The sequence below is a fragment of the Acidovorax sp. LjRoot74 genome (genome assembly GCF_964254355.1).
Taxonomy (GTDB): domain Bacteria; phylum Pseudomonadota; class Gammaproteobacteria; order Burkholderiales; family Burkholderiaceae_C; genus Acidovorax.
Window position 1 is genome coordinate 5,219,229 of sequence record NZ_CAXUTI020000001.1, and the last position, 17,074, is coordinate 5,236,302.

A 17,074-nucleotide genomic window follows, 5' to 3' on the forward strand; every position below is an offset into this window, starting at 1 on the left:
CGCGTCATTCGCCTTTCCAGAACGCGGGCTGCGCGTACTGGTGCTTGAGGTGCTCGATCCACAGCCGCACGCGCAGGGGCAGGTGTTTGCGCTGGGGGAAGACCACGTAGATGCCGTTGGGCGGGGCGGCAAAGTTCTCCAGCACCGCCACCAGGCGGCCTGCGGCGATCTCGGCCTCGACCTCCCAGGTGCTGCGCCAGGCGATGCCCCAGCCGCCCAGGCACCAGTCGTGCAGCACCTGGCCGTCGGAGCAGTCCAGCGGGCCGCCGGGCTTGAGATGCATCACTTCAGTAGAGCCATCGGCGTGCGGCACTCTGAATGCCCAGCCGCGCGTCTGCGAGGCGTCGCTGGAGAGCGTGAGGCAGTCGTGCTGCACCAGCTCGGCCGGCGCGCGCGGGGTGCCGCGCCGGGCCAGGTATTCGGGCGTGGCCACACACAGGCGGCGGTTGTCGGCAATGCGCACGCTCACCAGCGACGAGTCGGGCAAATCCCCCACGCGCACGGCGCAGTCAAAGCCTTCGCCCGCGAGGTCCACCACACGGTCGCTGAGGTTGAGCGAGATGGTCACGTCCGGGTGGGCCGAGCGAAAACGCGGCACCAGCGGCGCCACATGGCGGCGGCCAAACCCGGCGGGCGCGGTGATGCGCAGATGGCCCGTGGCCTTGACGCCGCCTTCGGACACGCTGGCTTCGGCATTGGCCACGTCGGCCAGCAGGCGCTGGCAGTCTTCCAGAAACGCGCTGCCCTCGTGCGTGAGGCTGATGCGGCGCGTGGTGCGCACCAGCAGCTTCACGCCCAGGTGCTCTTCGAGCGCATCGAGCCGCCGCCCCATGATGGCGGGCGCCACGCCCTCGGCCTTGGCCGCTGCCGTGAGGCTGCCGCGCGTGGCCACCGACACAAAGGATTCGAAGGCCTTGAGTTTGTCCATGGGCGGTGATTATGGAGACATCCACGCCAGGGCCCGCGCCTGGCCTTGGTGGCACAGCACTGCCCAGTGGCAGAGAAATTTGAAGCAAAAACAGGCCCCTGCGCGCGACCACATTGCCTTAATAGCTATATTTTTAATAGCAATCAAATCAGACGAGACTTGAGGAACCCCACCGTGCCGTAGCGCTTGACTTCGGCATAGTGGTCGCGCGTGAGGCCCTGCACCATGGCTGCGTAGGCGTCGGCCAGGTCGGGTGCGATGCTGAAGTGGTCGTAGTTCACGATCACGCCCACGCGCTCGCCCTGTGCGGCGAGCGGTGCGAGCAGGCGGCGCACCTCGTGCTCGATGGCGTCGATGGTGCTGGCGGTGTTGATCTGCAGGCCCGAGAAGTCGATGTGCAGCAGCTGGCGCGCGGCGTCCAGCTCAAAGCGCTGCACCAACGGGCGGTTGAGCAGTTGCTCGCGCAGGCCCAGCGGGCCGGGCTCGAACAGGCGCAGGTCCATGGTCTGCAAGCCGGGGCTAATGCGCGGCGTGAACGCCATGTGGGCCAGCACGTCGCGGTGCAGGTCGATGCCGGGCGCCAGCTCGATCAGCTCCAGCGCACCACCACCATCCAGCTCGCCCGAGGGCACCAGGCGGAACACGCAGCGCTCCGTCACATACAGCACGCGCTGGCCGCGCCGCAACGCCTCGGCGCCGCTGAAGGTGCGGTGCTCCACCGCGCGCACCAGCTTGCGCGCGCCGCCCTCGTGCAGGATGTGCAGGTGGCCGTCCACCGCCTCGACCTGCAGATCGCCCGCCGTGAAGGTGCCGACAAACACCACGGTCTTGGCGTTCTGGCTGATGTTGATGAAGCCGCCCGCACCCGCCAGGCGCGGCCCGAACTTGCTCACGTTGAGGTTGCCGTGCTGGTCGGCCTGCGCCAGGCCCAGGATGGCGATGTCGAGGCCACCACCGTCGTAGAAGTCAAACTGGTTGGGCTGGTCGATGATGGCCTGCGGGTTCACGGCCGCGCCAAAGTTCAGCCCGCCTGCGGGGATGCCGCCGATTACGCCGGGCTCGGCCGTGAGCGTGACCAGGTCGATGATGCGCTCCTCGGCCGCGACGTTGGCCACGCCCTCGGGCATGCCGATGCCCAGGTTGACCACTTGGTGCGGGCGCAACTCCAGCGCCGCGCGGCGGGCGATGATCTTGCGCTCGGTCAGGGGCATCGCCTCCAGCGTGTCCATGGGCACGCGCAGCTCACCCGCAAACGCGGCGCTGTAGGGCTCGGCAAAGGTCTGGTGGTGGTGCGCGGGCTCGGTGGCCAGCACCACGGCGTCCACCAGCACGCCGGGCACCTTCACCTGCCGGGGGTTGAGCGTGCCGCGCTCCGCAATGCGCTCGACCTGCGCGATGACCACACCGCCCGAGTTGCGCGCCGCCATGGCAATCGCCAGCGCTTCGAGCGTGAGCGCCTCGCGCTCCATGGTGAGGTTGCCGTCGGCATCGGCCGTGGTCGCGCGGATGATGCCCACGTGGATCGGGAAGGCCTTGTAGAACAGGTAGTCCTGCCCGTCGATGGGCAGGATGCGCACCAGGTCTTCGGTGGTACGCGCATTGAGCTTGCCGCCGCCGTGGCGCGGGTCTACAAAGGTGTCGAGGCCTACGCGTGTGAGCGTGCCGGGCTTGCCCGCAGCGATGTCGCGGAACAGGTGTGTGATCACGCCCTGGGGCAGGTTCCAGGCCTCGATCTGGTTGTCCACCGCCAGCTTCTGGATGCGCGGCACCAGGCTCCAGTGCCCGCCGATCACGCGCTTGAGCAGGCCCGCGTGGCCCAGGTGGTTGAGGCCGCGCTGCTTGCCGTCGCCCTGGCCTGCGGCGTAAACCAGCGTGAGGCCCTGCGGGGTTTGTGTGGATTCCCAGCGCTGGGCCAGCGCCACCGCAATGCTCTCGGCAAAGCCGATGCCCACAAAGCCGCCCGTGGCCACGGTGTCGCCGTCGTGGATGAGCTGCACGGCATCGGCGACGCTCACGATCTTGTTCTTGTAGGCAGCGTTCAGCGCGCCAGCGGACAGGGGTGTCTGCATGGGTTTGTCTCCCGTTGGGGTGGTTGTGCGCGCAGCGTAGTGGCTTCTGGGCGCCAGCACCACTACGGACGACTACGGATGGCGTTGAAGTCTGGACGGCAAAAGGAGCATCGGCTGCAACGCGCGATCAACGATCTCGCGCGTTTCGCTTCGATGCCTTCTGCCGCCCAGACTCCCTGGCCCTGACTCCCCGCCACTTTTGCTTAAAAGTCACTGGTTTAGAGATTTTCAGCGTATTTATGTGTGCAGATATTTGCAATACAGTCTGTCCATCATCGCTTCGTAGCGGCTTTTTTCCTCTTTTTTCAGCGAGCTTTTCCATGACCGACCGCACCCAAGTCAACGGCCTGCAAGTGGCCACCTCCCTGTACCGCTTTGTCGAAGACAAGGTGCTGCCCGGCACGGGCGTGGGCAGCGAAGCGTTCTGGAAGGGCTTCGACGCCATCGTGTCGGACCTGGCACCGCGCAACATCGCCCTGCTGGCCGAGCGCGACCGCCTGCAGACCGAGCTGGACACCTGGCACAAGGCCAACCCCGGCCCCATCCAGAACATGGTGGCCTACCGCAGCTTCCTCGAAAAGATCGGCTACTTGGTGCCCCAGCCCGCCGATGTGAAGGCCACCACCGCCAACGTGGACGACGAACTGGCCACGCAGGCCGGCCCGCAGCTGGTGGTGCCCATCCTGAACGCGCGCTATGCGCTGAACGCCGCCAACGCGCGCTGGGGCAGCCTGTATGACGCGCTGTATGGCACCGATGCCATCAGCGAGGAAGGCGGTGCCGAAAAGGGCAAGGGCTACAACCCCGTGCGCGGCGCCAAGGTGATCGCGTTTGCACGCCAGGTGCTGGATGACACGGCGCCTTTGGCCAACGGCTCGCACAAGGACTCGACCGGCTACAAGGTGGAAGGCGGCCAGTTGGTGGTGTCGCTCGCCAGTGGCGGCAGCACGGGCCTCAAGGACGCTGCACAGTTCAAGGGCTACCAGGGCAATGCCGCTGCGCCTTCGTCGGTGCTGCTGCAGCACAACGGCCTGCACCTCGATATCCAGATCAACCGCGCTACCCCCATCGGCCAATCTGATGCCGCTGGCGTGAGCGACCTGGTGCTGGAAGCAGCCCTGTCCACCATCCTGGACCTGGAAGACTCCGTGGCCGCCGTGGACGCCGAAGACAAGGTGCTGGGCTACAGCAACTGGCTGGGCATCATCCAGACCACGCTGACCGAGCAGGTCGCCAAGGGTGGCAAGACCATCACACGCGGGCTGAACGGTGACCGCATCTACACGGGCCCCCAAGGCGGCGAAGTGCGCCTGCATGGTCGCTCGCTGATGTTCCTGCGCAATGTGGGCCACCTGATGACCAACCCGGCCATCCTGTGGAAGGACGCACAGGGTCAACAACGCGAGATCCCTGAAGGCATCATGGATGCGGTGGTGACCACGGCTATCGCCCTGCACGACCTGCAAGGGCACGGCGCCAACGGTATTCGCAACAGCCGCAAGGGCAGCGTTTACATCGTCAAGCCCAAGATGCACGGCCCCGCCGAAGTCGGCTTTGCCGCCGAGCTGTTCGGCCGCGTCGAGAAGCTGCTGGGCCTGCCCGACAGCACCGTCAAGCTGGGCATCATGGACGAAGAGCGCCGCACGTCCGTCAACCTCAAGGCCTGCATTGCCGCCGCATCGAGCCGCGTGGCGTTCATCAACACCGGCTTCCTGGACCGCACGGGCGATGAGATGCACACCGCCATGCACGCCGGCCCCATGGTGCGCAAGGGCGACATGAAGACCAGCGCCTGGATCCAGTCGTACGAGAAGAACAACGTGCTGGTGGGCCTGAGCTGTGGCCTGCGCGGCAAGGCGCAGATCGGCAAGGGCATGTGGGCCATGCCCGACCTGATGGCCGAGATGCTCAAGCAAAAGATCGCCCACCCCAAGGCCGGTGCCAACACCGCCTGGGTGCCCAGCCCCACGGGCGCCACGCTGCATGCGCTGCACTACCACCAGGTGAAGGTGAGCGACATCCAGATCGAACTGGAAAAGACCGATGTGAACGCCGAGCGCGACAACCTGCTGACCGGCCTGCTGACCGTGCCCGTGGCCGCCGCCCCCAACTGGAGCGATGCCGAGAAGCAGCAGGAGTTGGACAACAACGCCCAGGGCATCCTGGGCTACGTGGTGCGCTGGGTGGACCAGGGCGTGGGCTGCTCCAAGGTGCCCGACATCCACAACGTGGGCCTGATGGAAGACCGCGCCACGCTGCGCATCAGCAGCCAGCACCTGGCCAACTGGCTGCACCACGGTGTGGTGACCGAAGCCCAGGTGCGCGCCACGTTCGAGCGCATGGCCGCCGTGGTGGACGGCCAGAACGCCGGCGACCCTCTGTACCAGCCCATGGCCGGACACTTCGACACCAGCATGGCGTACAAGGCGGCCTGCGACCTGGTCTTCAAGGGCATGGAGCAGCCCAGCGGCTACACCGAGCCACTGCTGCACGCCTGGCGCCTGAAGCTGAAGGCGGCCCAGGCGGCCTGACCCCAGGCCCGATGCACCACGCGGTGTGCGCCCGGTGGGCGCCATCGCGATGGTCACTATTCTTTTGATAGCTGTTAGCGCAATAGGAATGCGCGCAAGCAGCTATTTTTTCTTGAACTCTTGAGTCATCCTCGGGCTCTGGGGTGCTCATTGCTTCCCACAGGTACGCACCTGGGGGCCGAGGCCGATGGGTTCGTGCAACACGCTCCTTCCTGGTTCATCGCCTTACACTGGGTGACTCGCGCCGCCACCGGCCCGGCACCATGTCCGCCCCGAACCCGCTCCCCACGTCCCTATCCCGCTGCCCGCTGTGCGGCGCGGCCAACCAATGCGCCATCGCCGCAGGCCGCCCACCAGAAAGTTGCTGGTGCATGGTGCAGCCCATTGCGCCCGCGGCGCTGGCGGTGGTGCCCGAATCACAGCGGGGTCAGGTCTGCATCTGCCCGGCCTGCGGCGCGATGCCTGCAGACACCCAGTAACCCTTTGCAGGCCTGCCGGGGTCTGCGCCGCTATGATTTCTGCTTTTGCGGCGATGCGCCTTGAAGGAGTCTGATATGCCCACGTACCACGTTGAAATGATGGAAGGCCGCACGGTCGAGCAAAAGCGCAAGCTGGTCGAAGAGATCACCCGCGTGAGCGTCGAAGTGCTTGGCGGCTCGCCCGAATCGGTGGACATCCTGATCACCGATGTGAAGCGCGAAAACTGGGCCACCGGCGGCAAGCTCTGGCTGGAACGCAGCTGAACTGCGACGATGCGCCCCCCGTGGGTGGTTCCGCGCCACCCCTGGTCGCATCGAATCGGTTGAAGACCCCATGACAACCGCCATCCCCGGCTCCCTGTCGGTGCTGCGTGAGCGCTACGGCGAGCGCTATCGCTGGCTGCTCTTGCTGTCGGTCATGGTGGGGACCATGGCGTCGATCATGTCCTCCACCATCGTGAACGTGGCCATCCCGGACATGAGCCACTACTTCACCCTGGGGCAGGAGCGCGCCCAGTGGGTCACATCGGGCTTTATGGTGGCCACCACGGTGTCCATGCTCACCACGCCCTGGCTGCTGTCACGCTACGGCTACCGCGCCACCTATGTGGGCGCGATGCTGCTGCTGCTGCTGGGCGGCGTGGGGGGCGGGCTGGCGCGCGATTTTGGCCTGGTGCTGGCCGCGCGGGTCGCCGAGGGGTTGGCGGCTGGGGTCGTGCAGCCCATCCCTGCCGTCATCATCCTCTATGCCTTCCAGCCCCATGAACAAGGCCGCGCCAGCGGCATCTTTGGCATGGGCGTGGTGCTGGCGCCTGCCATCGGCCCCAGCATCGGAGGCCTGCTGGTGGACTGGTTTGGCTGGCGCTCGATTTTTTTCATGGTCGTGCCGCTGTGCCTGGCCTCGATCTGGCTGGCCTACAAATTTGTCCCCGTGACGGCGCCCGGAGGCGTGGAAGCCAACCGACAAGGCGAGGCGCTCGACTGGCGCGGTCTGCTGCTGGGCACCGTGGGCACGCTATGCCTGCTCAATGGCCTGGTATCGCTGCACGGGGGCTCTGTGGCTGAAGCCATCCTTCTGCTGGTGGGGGCTGCATTGGCGGTGGCTGGGTTCATTGCCTGGCAACGGCGGCAGATCCAGCAGGGCCGCAAACCCTTGATGGACTTGCGACTGTTCCAGTACCGGCAATTTGCCATGGGCAGTGTGGTGGCGTTTATCTATGGCACGGCCCTGTTTGGGTCCACCTACCTGCTGCCCGTGTTCATGCAGTTGGGGCTGGAACTGTCCGCCTCGCACGTGGGCACACTGATGCTGCCCGCCGGGTTTGTGCTGGCGGTCACCATAGCGCTGGTGGGGCGGCTTGCAGACCGGCAACCTACGCATTTCCTTGTCAGCACGGGCCTGGGCCTGCTGGCACTTTCGTTTGGGCTGATGGTGTTTGTTGGCCTGGGCTCTCCGCTGTGGATGCTGGTGGGCTTTGCCATCCTGGGGCGCATCGGCCTCGGATTCATCCTGCCCTCGCTGAACCTGGGAGCGATGCGGCCGCTCGACAAGTCTCTGATCTCACAGGGCTCCAGTGCCATCGGTTTCTTGCGCATGCTGGGGGGGGCTGCTGGGGTGAGCCTGTGCGGCATCGTGCTGGAATGGCGGCTGGGGGCCCATGGGGCGTCGCTGACCGCTGGCGGCAGCAACCCCGCCCGCATCGCGGCGTTCAGAGAGACATTCTTGATGCTGACCTTGTTGTGCGTACTGGCCCTGGTGGCCGCCTGGCAGTTGCGCGAGGCCAAGCCGCGCTGAGTGAGCAGTCGGGGTTGCGCGTCAGCAGCGGCGCTCCGCGGATAAGGCATCATTCGTTGGCCCATCAACAACACCCAGAAACGGAATCCGCGCCATGTGCCAACTGCTGGGCATGAACTGCAATGTCCCCACCGACGTGACCTTCAGCTTCACAGGTTTTGCGCAGCGTGGTGGCAAGACCGACCACCACAGCGATGGCTGGGGCATTGCGTTTTTCGAGGACAAGGGCCTTCGGCATTTCGTGGACCATCAGGCGGCGGTGGAATCCCCCGTGGCCGAGCTGATCCGCCGCTACCCTATCAAGAGCAAGAACGTTATCGCGCACATTCGCAAAGCCACCCAGGGGGTGGTCAGCCTGCAAAACTGCCATCCCTTTGTGCGGGAGCTTTGGGGCCGCTACTGGGTGTTTGCGCACAACGGAGATCTCAAGGACTTCCGTCCCCGCTTGCACTCACATTTCCGCCCTGTGGGCGACACCGACAGTGAGCATGCGTTTTGCTGGATCATGCAGGAGCTGGCAAAGTCCCACGCCAGCGTCCCCTCTGTTCCAGAGCTGACCTTGACGCTCAAGGAGCTTGCTGCGCGCATAGCGCCCCATGGCACGTTCAACTTTCTGCTTTCCAACGGCCAGGCCCTGTGGGCACACGCCTCGACCAACCTGCACTACATAGAGCGCCGCCATCCATTTGGTGCAGCGCAACTGAGTGACGAAGACCTGCAGCTGGATTTTTCCAAGGAAACTGGTGAACACGATCAGGTCGCTGTGATCGTGACGAGTCCGCTAACGACGAACGAAACGTGGACGGCGTTCGGCAAGGGCGAACTGCTGGTGTTTGAGCAAGGCCAGCGGCGGCCTGTTTGACGCGCATCCCCCGAGAACTGAGTGGGATTGGAACGCACTCGGCGATGGCGAGCAATTGGTGCGCAGTGAGCACAGTAGGCTGCAGATTTGGAAATGTGCTTGATTTAGGGCTGTAGAGATGTGGGGAGTGTGAGACGTGGCGATTGGATCGCATGCCCCTCTCGATTGCTGAGCAGAGTGCTGCTCATGGTGTATTCAGGGGAGCACAAAGCAAAAAACCCCAGTCCTTTAGAGACCGGGGTTTTCTGGGCTGTAAGAGCCTGACGATGACCTACTTTCACACGGGAACCCGCACTATCATCGGCGCAAAGTCGTTTCACTGTCCTGTTCGGGATGGGAAGGAGTGGTACCAACTTGCTATGGTCATCAGGCATAACTTGGTGCTGGGCTGTTCGTGTGAACAGCCTGGCGAATTCATAGAGTCTGGAATCAGATTTTGTGTCTTTTGACTGCGTCTAACTTGGCATAACAGACTTTGAGCTTCACGCTGGAGAGCGTGTTGGCTATCAAAGTTATAGGGTCAAGCCGCACGAGCAATTAGTATCAGTTAGCTTAACGCATTACTGCGCTTCCACACCTGACCTATCAACGTCCTGGTCTTGAACGACTCTTTAGGGGGCTCAAGGCCCCGGCAGATCTCATCTTGAAACGAGTTTCCCGCTTAGATGCTTTCAGCGGTTATCTCTTCCACACTTAGCTACTCGGCAATGCCACTGGCGTGACAACCGATACACCAGAGGTGTGTCCACTCCGGTCCTCTCGTACTAGGAGCAGGCTTCCTCAAATCTGCAGCGCCCACGGAAGATAGGGACCAAACTGTCTCACGACGTTTTAAACCCAGCTCACGTACCTCTTTAAATGGCGAACAGCCATACCCTTGGGACCGGCTACAGCCCCAGGATGAGATGAGCCGACATCGAGGTGCCAAACACCGCCGTCGATATGAACTCTTGGGCGGTATCAGCCTGTTATCCCCAGAGTACCTTTTATCCGTTGAGCGATGGCCCTTCCATACAGAACCACCGGATCACTATGTCCTGCTTTCGCATCTGCTCGACTTGTCAGTCTCGCAGTTAAGCACGCTTATGCCATTGCACTATCGTCACGATGTCCGACCGTAACTAGCGTACCTTCGAACTCCTCCGTTACGCTTTGGGAGGAGACCGCCCCAGTCAAACTGCCTACCATGCACTGTCCCCGATCCAGATAATGGACCTAGGTTAGAACCTCAAACACACCAGGGTGGTATTTCAACGTTGGCTCCATGAGATCTAGCGACCTCACTTCAAAGCCTCCCACCTATCCTACACAGATCTGTTCAAAGTCCAATACAAAGCTACAGTAAAGGTTCATGGGGTCTTTCCGTCTTTCCGCGGGGAGATTGCATCATCACAAACATTTCAACTTCGCTGAGTCTCAGGAGGAGACAGTGTGGCCATCGTTACGCCATTCGTGCAGGTCGGAACTTACCCGACAAGGAATTTCGCTACCTTAGGACCGTTATAGTTACGGCCGCCGTTTACTGGGACTTCAATCAAGAGCTTGCACCCCATCATTTAATCTTCCAGCACCGGGCAGGCGTCACACCCTATACGTCCACTTTCGTGTTTGCAGAGTGCTGTGTTTTTATTAAACAGTCGCAGCCACCGATTTTTTGCAACCCCGTTGGGCTCCCTCTGTACGAGTTCACCTACTTGGGGCATACCTTCTCCCGAAGTTACGGTATCAATTTGCCGAGTTCCTTCTCCTGAGTTCTCTCAAGCGCCTTAGAATACTCATCTCGCGCACCAGTGTCGGTTTGCGGTACGGTCGTCAATAGCTGAAGCTTAGTGGCTTTTCCTGGAAGCAGGGTATCACTCACTTCGTCTGCAAGCAGACTCGTTATCACCCCTCATCTAAGCCCGGCGGATTTGCCTACCAGGCACGACTACAGGCTTGAACCAACATATCCAACAGTTGGCTGAGCTAACCTTCTCCGTCCCCACATCGCACTATTGATCGGTACAGGAATATTGACCTGTTTCCCATCAGCTACGCATCTCTGCCTCGCCTTAGGGGCCGACTCACTCTACGCCGATGAACGTTGCGTAGAAAACCTTGCGCTTACGGCGAGGGGGCTTTTCACCCCCTTTAACGCTACTCATGTCAGCATTCGCACTTCTGATACCTCCAGCATCCGTTACCAGACACCTTCACAGGCCTACAGAACGCTCTCCTACCACTTGCAATAAATTGCAAATCCGCAGCTTCGGTAACTGGCTTAGCCCCGTTACATCTTCCGCGCAGGACGACTCGATCAGTGAGCTATTACGCTTTCTTTAAATGATGGCTGCTTCTAAGCCAACATCCTGACTGTTTTAGCCTTCCCACTTCGTTTCCCACTTAGCCAATTTTAGGGACCTTAGCTGGCGGTCTGGGTTGTTTCCCTCTTGAGTCCGGACGTTAGCACCCGGTGCTCTGTCTCCCAAGCTGTACTCTGCGGTATTCGGAGTTTGCATAGGTTTGGTAAGTCGCCATGACCCCCTAGCCTAAACAGTGCTCTACCCCCGCAGGTAATACTTGAGGCACTACCTAAATAGTTTTCGGAGAGAACCAGCTATTTCCAAGTTTGTTTAGCCTTTCACCCCTATCCACAGCTCATCCCCTAGTTTTGCAACACTAGTGGGTTCGGACCTCCAGTACCTGTTACGGCACCTTCATCCTGGCCATGGATAGATCACTTGGTTTCGGGTCTACACCCAGCGACTGATTCGCCCTATTCGGACTCGATTTCTCTACGGCTTCCCTATTCGGTTAACCTTGCCACTGAATGTAAGTCGCTGACCCATTATACAAAAGGTACGCAGTCACCCTTGCGGGCTCCTACTTTTTGTAAGCATGCGGTTTCAGGATCTATTTCACTCCCCTCCCGGGGTTCTTTTCGCCTTTCCCTCACGGTACTGGTTCACTATCGGTCGATTACGAGTATTTAGCCTTGGAGGATGGTCCCCCCATATTCAGACAGGATTTCTCGTGTCCCGCCCTACTTTTCTCTAACTTAGTACCACACGTCTGTTTTCGCATACAGGGCTATCACCTGCTATGGCCGGGCTTTCCATCCCGTTTTGCTAACAGTCGTGCTATCACTAGAAGGCTCTTCCGATTTCGCTCGCCACTACTTTCGGAATCTCGGTTGATGTCTTTTCCTCGAGCTACTGAGATGTTTCAGTTCACCCGGTTCGCCTCGCATACCTATGTATTCAGTATGCGATACCTCTTGCGAGGTGGGTTTCCCCATTCAGAAATCTCCGGATCAAAGCTTATTTGCCAGCTCCCCGAAGCTTATCGCAGGCTATCACGTCTTTCATCGCCTGTAATCGCCAAGGCATCCACCACATGCTCTTAGTCACTTGACCCTATAACTTTGACATCTCTTTCAAGATATCGCCATCATCTCAAGGACTTGCCAGGTCTTTCACCTGACGCGTTATGCCGTAATGTGAATAATTCCTCGATATCACTATCAAGAAACATTCGTCATTACTGAGTTCAAATTACTTCGCAATCGCTTTCGCAATCACGTTTGCTCATTGAACATTCGTTTTGACGCAATCAAAAATTTGTCACCAGGGGCACGGTCTGCACTAAACCTTTACGAATGTGCAGTTTCCCCTGGCAACTCTGATTTCGACTCTATGAATTTTTAAAGAACAGCCGATTGATCAATCGATATTGATCAACAACAAAACAGCCTTTTGCAAAGCAGCTTTGGTGTTGAATTCCCGAAGTGTTGTTGGTGGAGGATGACGGGATCGAACCGACGACCCCCTGCTTGCAAAGCAGGTGCTCTCCCAGCTGAGCTAATCCCCCATCTCGATCCATTGCCTGCAACTCTCATCGCAGCCATCGCCATCGGAATTTGGTGGGTCTAGTTGGGCTCGAACCAACGACCCCTGCGTTATCAACACAGTGCTCTAACCAGCTGAGCTACAGACCCTGTTCCAACAACCGATAAGTGTGGGCGTTCAATATTGAATGCAGTTTTCCAGAAAGGAGGTGATCCAGCCGCACCTTCCGATACGGCTACCTTGTTACGACTTCACCCCAGTCACGAACCCTGCCGTGGTAATCGCCCTCCTTGCGGTTAGGCTAACTACTTCTGGCAGAACCCGCTCCCATGGTGTGACGGGCGGTGTGTACAAGACCCGGGAACGTATTCACCGCGACATTCTGATCCGCGATTACTAGCGATTCCGACTTCACGCAGTCGAGTTGCAGACTGCGATCCGGACTACGACTGGCTTTATGGGATTGGCTCCCCCTCGCGGGTTGGCAACCCTCTGTACCAGCCATTGTATGACGTGTGTAGCCCCACCTATAAGGGCCATGAGGACTTGACGTCATCCCCACCTTCCTCCGGTTTGTCACCGGCAGTCCCATTAGAGTGCCCTTTCGTAGCAACTAATGGCAAGGGTTGCGCTCGTTGCGGGACTTAACCCAACATCTCACGACACGAGCTGACGACAGCCATGCAGCACCTGTGTTATGGCTCTCTTTCGAGCACTCCTCTATCTCTAAAGGATTCCATACATGTCAAAGGTGGGTAAGGTTTTTCGCGTTGCATCGAATTAAACCACATCATCCACCGCTTGTGCGGGTCCCCGTCAATTCCTTTGAGTTTCAACCTTGCGGCCGTACTCCCCAGGCGGTCAACTTCACGCGTTAGCTTCGTTACTGAGTCAGTGAAGACCCAACAACCAGTTGACATCGTTTAGGGCGTGGACTACCAGGGTATCTAATCCTGTTTGCTCCCCACGCTTTCGTGCATGAGCGTCAGTACAGGCCCAGGGGATTGCCTTCGCCATCGGTGTTCCTCCGCATATCTACGCATTTCACTGCTACACGCGGAATTCCATCCCCCTCTGCCGTACTCTAGCTATACAGTCACAAATGCAGTTCCCAGGTTGAGCCCGGGGATTTCACATCTGTCTTATATAACCGCCTGCGCACGCTTTACGCCCAGTAATTCCGATTAACGCTCGCACCCTACGTATTACCGCGGCTGCTGGCACGTAGTTAGCCGGTGCTTATTCTTACGGTACCGTCATGGACCCCCTTTATTAGAAGGAGTCTTTTCGTTCCGTACAAAAGCAGTTTACAACCCGAAGGCCTTCATCCTGCACGCGGCATGGCTGGATCAGGCTTGCGCCCATTGTCCAAAATTCCCCACTGCTGCCTCCCGTAGGAGTCTGGGCCGTGTCTCAGTCCCAGTGTGGCTGGTCGTCCTCTCAGACCAGCTACAGATCGTCGGCTTGGTAAGCTTTTATCCCACCAACTACCTAATCTGCCATCGGCCGCTCCGTGAGCGCAAGGCCTTGCGGTCCCCTGCTTTCATCCTGAGATCGTATGCGGTATTAGCAAAGCTTTCGCCTCGTTATCCCCCACTCTCGGGCACGTTCCGATGTATTACTCACCCGTTCGCCACTCGTCAGCATCCGAAGACCTGTTACCGTTCGACTTGCATGTGTAAGGCATGCCGCCAGCGTTCAATCTGAGCCAGGATCAAACTCTACAGTTCGATCTTGATTTTTTCGCTCTTTCGAGCAACTCATAAAAAAGAATTGAAGTGAACTTCACTTCTATCTCATGAGCGTTTGTAGTGCTAAGCACTAGTTCCAAAGAACTTGGCACTCGCCATCAAACGCCCACGCTTATCGGCTGTATATTTTTAAGGATCCCTGCAGAAACCAGATCAGAACCGAAGCTCTTTTCTTTTTTTTCTACCGACTTAGCTGCGATCAGCTGAGCCTTGAATTCTAGCACAGTTTTTTAAGAACTGTCAAACTTTTTTGCTTTTCTTTCGAAGTCATCAGCATCTGCCAACAACCCGCCTTACTCAGCGAAGCCTTGTATTCTATACCGAGTTTTTAAGCACCCAGACACAAAAACAAAACTTTTCTTCAACCTCTTCGATCACCAGCAGCACAACCCCAAAGAGCATCACCACCAGCTACCGAGCACCGCACCAGGCAATCAGATTGCCGAAACAAGTGCTTCAGAAGCGAAGCCCTCGACTATAGCATGGGTTGAGGCGGTTTGAAAAGAAACCACCTCCCTCCAGCCAATTCAGCCCCGATGGGCCGCAACGGCCGCTTCCAGGGCATCCACAAACAAGAAAGCGACATCACACCCTGTCTGGTCGAAGATCTCTTGGAAGCAGGTGGGGCTGGTGACATTGATCTCGGTCACGCAGTCGCCGATCACGTCCACCCCCGCCAGCAGCAGGCCCCGCGACAACAGGATGGGCCCCAGTGTCTCGCCGATCTCCCGGTCTCGCGCAGACAGAGGCCTGGCGACGCCCTTGCCGCCAGCCGCCAGGTTGCCGCGTACTTCACTGCCCTGCGGGATGCGGGCCAGACAGAAGGGCACGGCCTTGCCGCCGATGATGAGCACGCGCTTGTCCCCATCGACGATCTCGGGAAGGAACTTCTGCACCATCACACTCTGCGCGCCATGGCGATTCAAGGTTTCGGTGATGCTGCCCAGGTTCAGGCCATCGGGACCGACGCGGAAGATGCCCATGCCGCCCATGCCGTCCAGGGGCTTGAGGATGATGTCCTGGTGCTCGGCATGGAAGCGCTGGATGTCTGCCGCATCGCGCGTGACCAGCGTGGGGCCGATGAACTGGGGAAACTCCATGATCGCCAGTTTTTCGGGGTGATCGCGCAAGGCCCGGGGCTTGTTGAACACCTTGGCGCCTTCGCGCTCGGCCTGCTCCAGCAGGTGGGTGGCGTAGAAATACTCGCTGTCGAAGGGCGGGTCCTTGCGCATGAGCACCGCGTCGAAATCTGCCAGCACAGCACTGCGCTCCGCCTGGGCGTCATACCAGTGGTCCGCATCCCCCGTGAGATGGATGTCCCGGACCCGGGCCGTGACCTTGCCCCCGCGTTGCCAGGTCACATGCTGCGGCTCGCACACCGCCAGGGTATGGCCGCGCCGCTGGGCCTCTCGCATCATGGCAAAGGTGGTGTCCTTGTAGATCTTGAAGCTGTGCAGCGGATCGGCAATGAAAAGCAGTTTCATGGTGTCGGATCAGAAAAGTGGATGGGCCGGTGGCCCAGGCAGCGAAGGGGACTAGGCACGCCCCGCCGATGAACGCCTGTACTGTTGCACAAATAAAGCAATGCTGCCCGCGACCACGCCCCAGAAGGCCGAGCCCACCCCCGCCACCACCACACCACTGAGCGTGACCAGGAAAGTGATGAGCGCCGCCTCCCGGTGGGGCTCGTCCCGCAAGGCGGCGGCCAGGCCGTTGCCAATGGTGCCCAGCAGCGCCAGCCCGGCGATGGCCACAACCAGTTCCTTGGGGAATGCCGTCAGCAGCCCGGTGATGACCGCGCCAAACAACCCGATCGCCACATACAGGGCACCACAGGACACTGCGGCCGTGTAGCGGCGGCTGCGGTCTTCATGCGCCTCCGGGCCCATGCACATGGCGGCGGTGATGGCACTGAAGTTCAGCGCAAAGGCGCCAAACGGGGCCAGGACCAGGGTGGCCAGCCCGGTGAGGGTGATGAGGCGGGACACCGGCAGGTTGTAGCCCGACGCACGGATCACCGCCACCCCCGGCAGGTTCTGCGAAGCCATGGTGACCACGAACAGCGGAATCGCCAGACTGATCAGAGCCGCCACACTGAATTCGGGCGCCATGAACACCGGCAGGGCCAGCTCCAGCTGCACCGCCCCCCAGGCCATCTGCCCCTGTGCGGCCGCATACGCCACGGCCACTGCCAGCGTGATGACCACGGCGTAGCGCGCCAGCCATCGGCGGCTGAGCAGGTACACCAGCAGCATGAGCAGCACCAGCGGCAGCGCCGTTTGGGCGGCGGCAAATGCCTGCAGGCCGAACCGCGCCAGCACACCGGCAAGCAAGGCAGCAGCGATCTCCATCGGGATGCGGTTCATCACGCGCTCGAACCATCGGGTCACGCCCGCCAGGGTGATGAGCACCGCACTCACCATGAACGCCCCCACGGCCTCGCCCATGCTGAAGCCCCCGGCCAGCCCTGCAGTGGCCAGCACGGCCGCACCGGGGGTGGACCAGGCCACCATGACGGGTTGCCGCAGGATCAGCGAAGGCACCAGCGAGCACAGGCCCATGCCCAAGCCCAGCGCCCACATCCACGAGGTGACCTGCGCGGGCGTGGCGCCAAACGCCTGCGCCGCCTGGAACACGATGGCCACCGAACTGGTGAAGCCCACCAGCACCGCCACGAACCCCGCGACAAAGGTCGAGAGGCTCAGGTCTTTGAAAAATTGCATGGGCTGGATTCTGGCACCGCGCCCCCACCACGCCCTGCACGGGGGTGGGGCCTCTGCGCCAGCCATCATTTAGCTATATTTTCAATAGCAAACTTTGCTTTATGGTCGC

9 protein-coding genes, 2 tRNA genes and 3 rRNA genes are annotated in these 17,074 nt (G+C 60.4%); 5 read left to right on the top strand and 9 right to left on the bottom strand.

Features of this window, described 5'->3' with window-relative positions:
• Positions 1-4 precede the first annotated feature (4 nt).
• Both ACSQ3O_RS24805 and ACSQ3O_RS24810 read right to left on the bottom strand, forming a co-directional pair.
• Positions 5-928: a LysR family transcriptional regulator gene (locus ACSQ3O_RS24805; protein WP_298458062.1), complete on the bottom strand. Its 924-nt coding sequence runs from the start codon at positions 926-928 to the stop codon at positions 5-7.
• A 143-nt stretch (positions 929-1,071) separates the two neighbouring features.
• Positions 1,072-2,997, bottom strand: coding sequence for an acyl CoA:acetate/3-ketoacid CoA transferase (locus ACSQ3O_RS24810; RefSeq protein WP_436140807.1), 1,926 nt, complete (start codon positions 2,995-2,997; stop codon positions 1,072-1,074).
• A gap of 320 nt (positions 2,998-3,317) precedes the next feature.
• On the opposite strand from ACSQ3O_RS24810, the gene ACSQ3O_RS24815 reads away from it, so the two are divergent.
• The 5 genes from ACSQ3O_RS24815 to ACSQ3O_RS24835 all read left to right on the top strand — a co-directional run bounded on the left by ACSQ3O_RS24815 (position 3,318) and on the right by ACSQ3O_RS24835 (position 8,664).
• Positions 3,318-5,528, top strand: a complete 2,211-nt coding sequence (locus tag ACSQ3O_RS24815; RefSeq protein WP_436140808.1) for a malate synthase G — start codon at positions 3,318-3,320, stop codon at positions 5,526-5,528.
• Positions 5,529-5,791: 263 nt separating this feature from the next.
• Positions 5,792-6,007 (top strand): cysteine-rich CWC family protein, encoded by a 216-nt coding sequence (locus tag ACSQ3O_RS24820; RefSeq protein ID WP_436140809.1) that lies wholly within the window; start codon positions 5,792-5,794, stop codon positions 6,005-6,007.
• 75 nt (positions 6,008-6,082) lie between these two features.
• Positions 6,083-6,271, top strand: a complete 189-nt coding sequence (locus ACSQ3O_RS24825; protein WP_063462131.1) for a 4-oxalocrotonate tautomerase — start codon at positions 6,083-6,085, stop codon at positions 6,269-6,271.
• A 70-nt stretch (positions 6,272-6,341) separates the two neighbouring features.
• A complete protein-coding gene (locus tag ACSQ3O_RS24830) occupies positions 6,342-7,802 on the top strand; it encodes a DHA2 family efflux MFS transporter permease subunit (protein ID WP_436140810.1) in 1,461 nt (486 codons plus the stop codon).
• 94 nt (positions 7,803-7,896) lie between these two features.
• Positions 7,897-8,664 carry a class II glutamine amidotransferase gene (locus ACSQ3O_RS24835; protein ID WP_436140811.1) on the top strand — a complete coding sequence of 256 codons (768 nt, stop codon included), beginning with the start codon at positions 7,897-7,899 and terminating at the stop codon, positions 8,662-8,664.
• 258 nt (positions 8,665-8,922) lie between these two features.
• Here the strand turns inward: ACSQ3O_RS24835 and rrf are convergent.
• From rrf to ACSQ3O_RS24870, 7 genes are all read right to left on the bottom strand, one after another.
• Positions 8,923-9,035 (bottom strand): 5S ribosomal RNA (gene rrf / locus ACSQ3O_RS24840).
• A 145-nt stretch (positions 9,036-9,180) separates the two neighbouring features.
• A 23S ribosomal RNA gene (locus tag ACSQ3O_RS24845) occupies positions 9,181-12,059 on the bottom strand.
• Positions 12,060-12,437: 378 nt separating this feature from the next.
• A tRNA-Ala gene (locus ACSQ3O_RS24850) sits at positions 12,438-12,513 on the bottom strand.
• Positions 12,514-12,563: 50 nt separating this feature from the next.
• Positions 12,564-12,640, bottom strand: a tRNA-Ile gene (locus ACSQ3O_RS24855).
• Between the two features lie 52 nt (positions 12,641-12,692).
• Positions 12,693-14,221, bottom strand: a 16S ribosomal RNA gene (locus ACSQ3O_RS24860).
• The 16S, 23S and 5S rRNA genes sit together here with 2 tRNA genes alongside, the layout of an rRNA operon.
• A gap of 548 nt (positions 14,222-14,769) precedes the next feature.
• On the bottom strand, positions 14,770-15,726 hold the full coding sequence (gene gshB / locus ACSQ3O_RS24865; protein WP_137749182.1) for a glutathione synthase: 957 nt from the start codon (positions 15,724-15,726) through the stop codon (positions 14,770-14,772).
• Between the two features lie 51 nt (positions 15,727-15,777).
• On the bottom strand, positions 15,778-16,965 hold the full coding sequence (locus ACSQ3O_RS24870) for a benzoate/H(+) symporter BenE family transporter (RefSeq protein ID WP_436140812.1): 1,188 nt from the start codon (positions 16,963-16,965) through the stop codon (positions 15,778-15,780).
• Positions 16,966-17,074 lie beyond the last annotated feature (109 nt).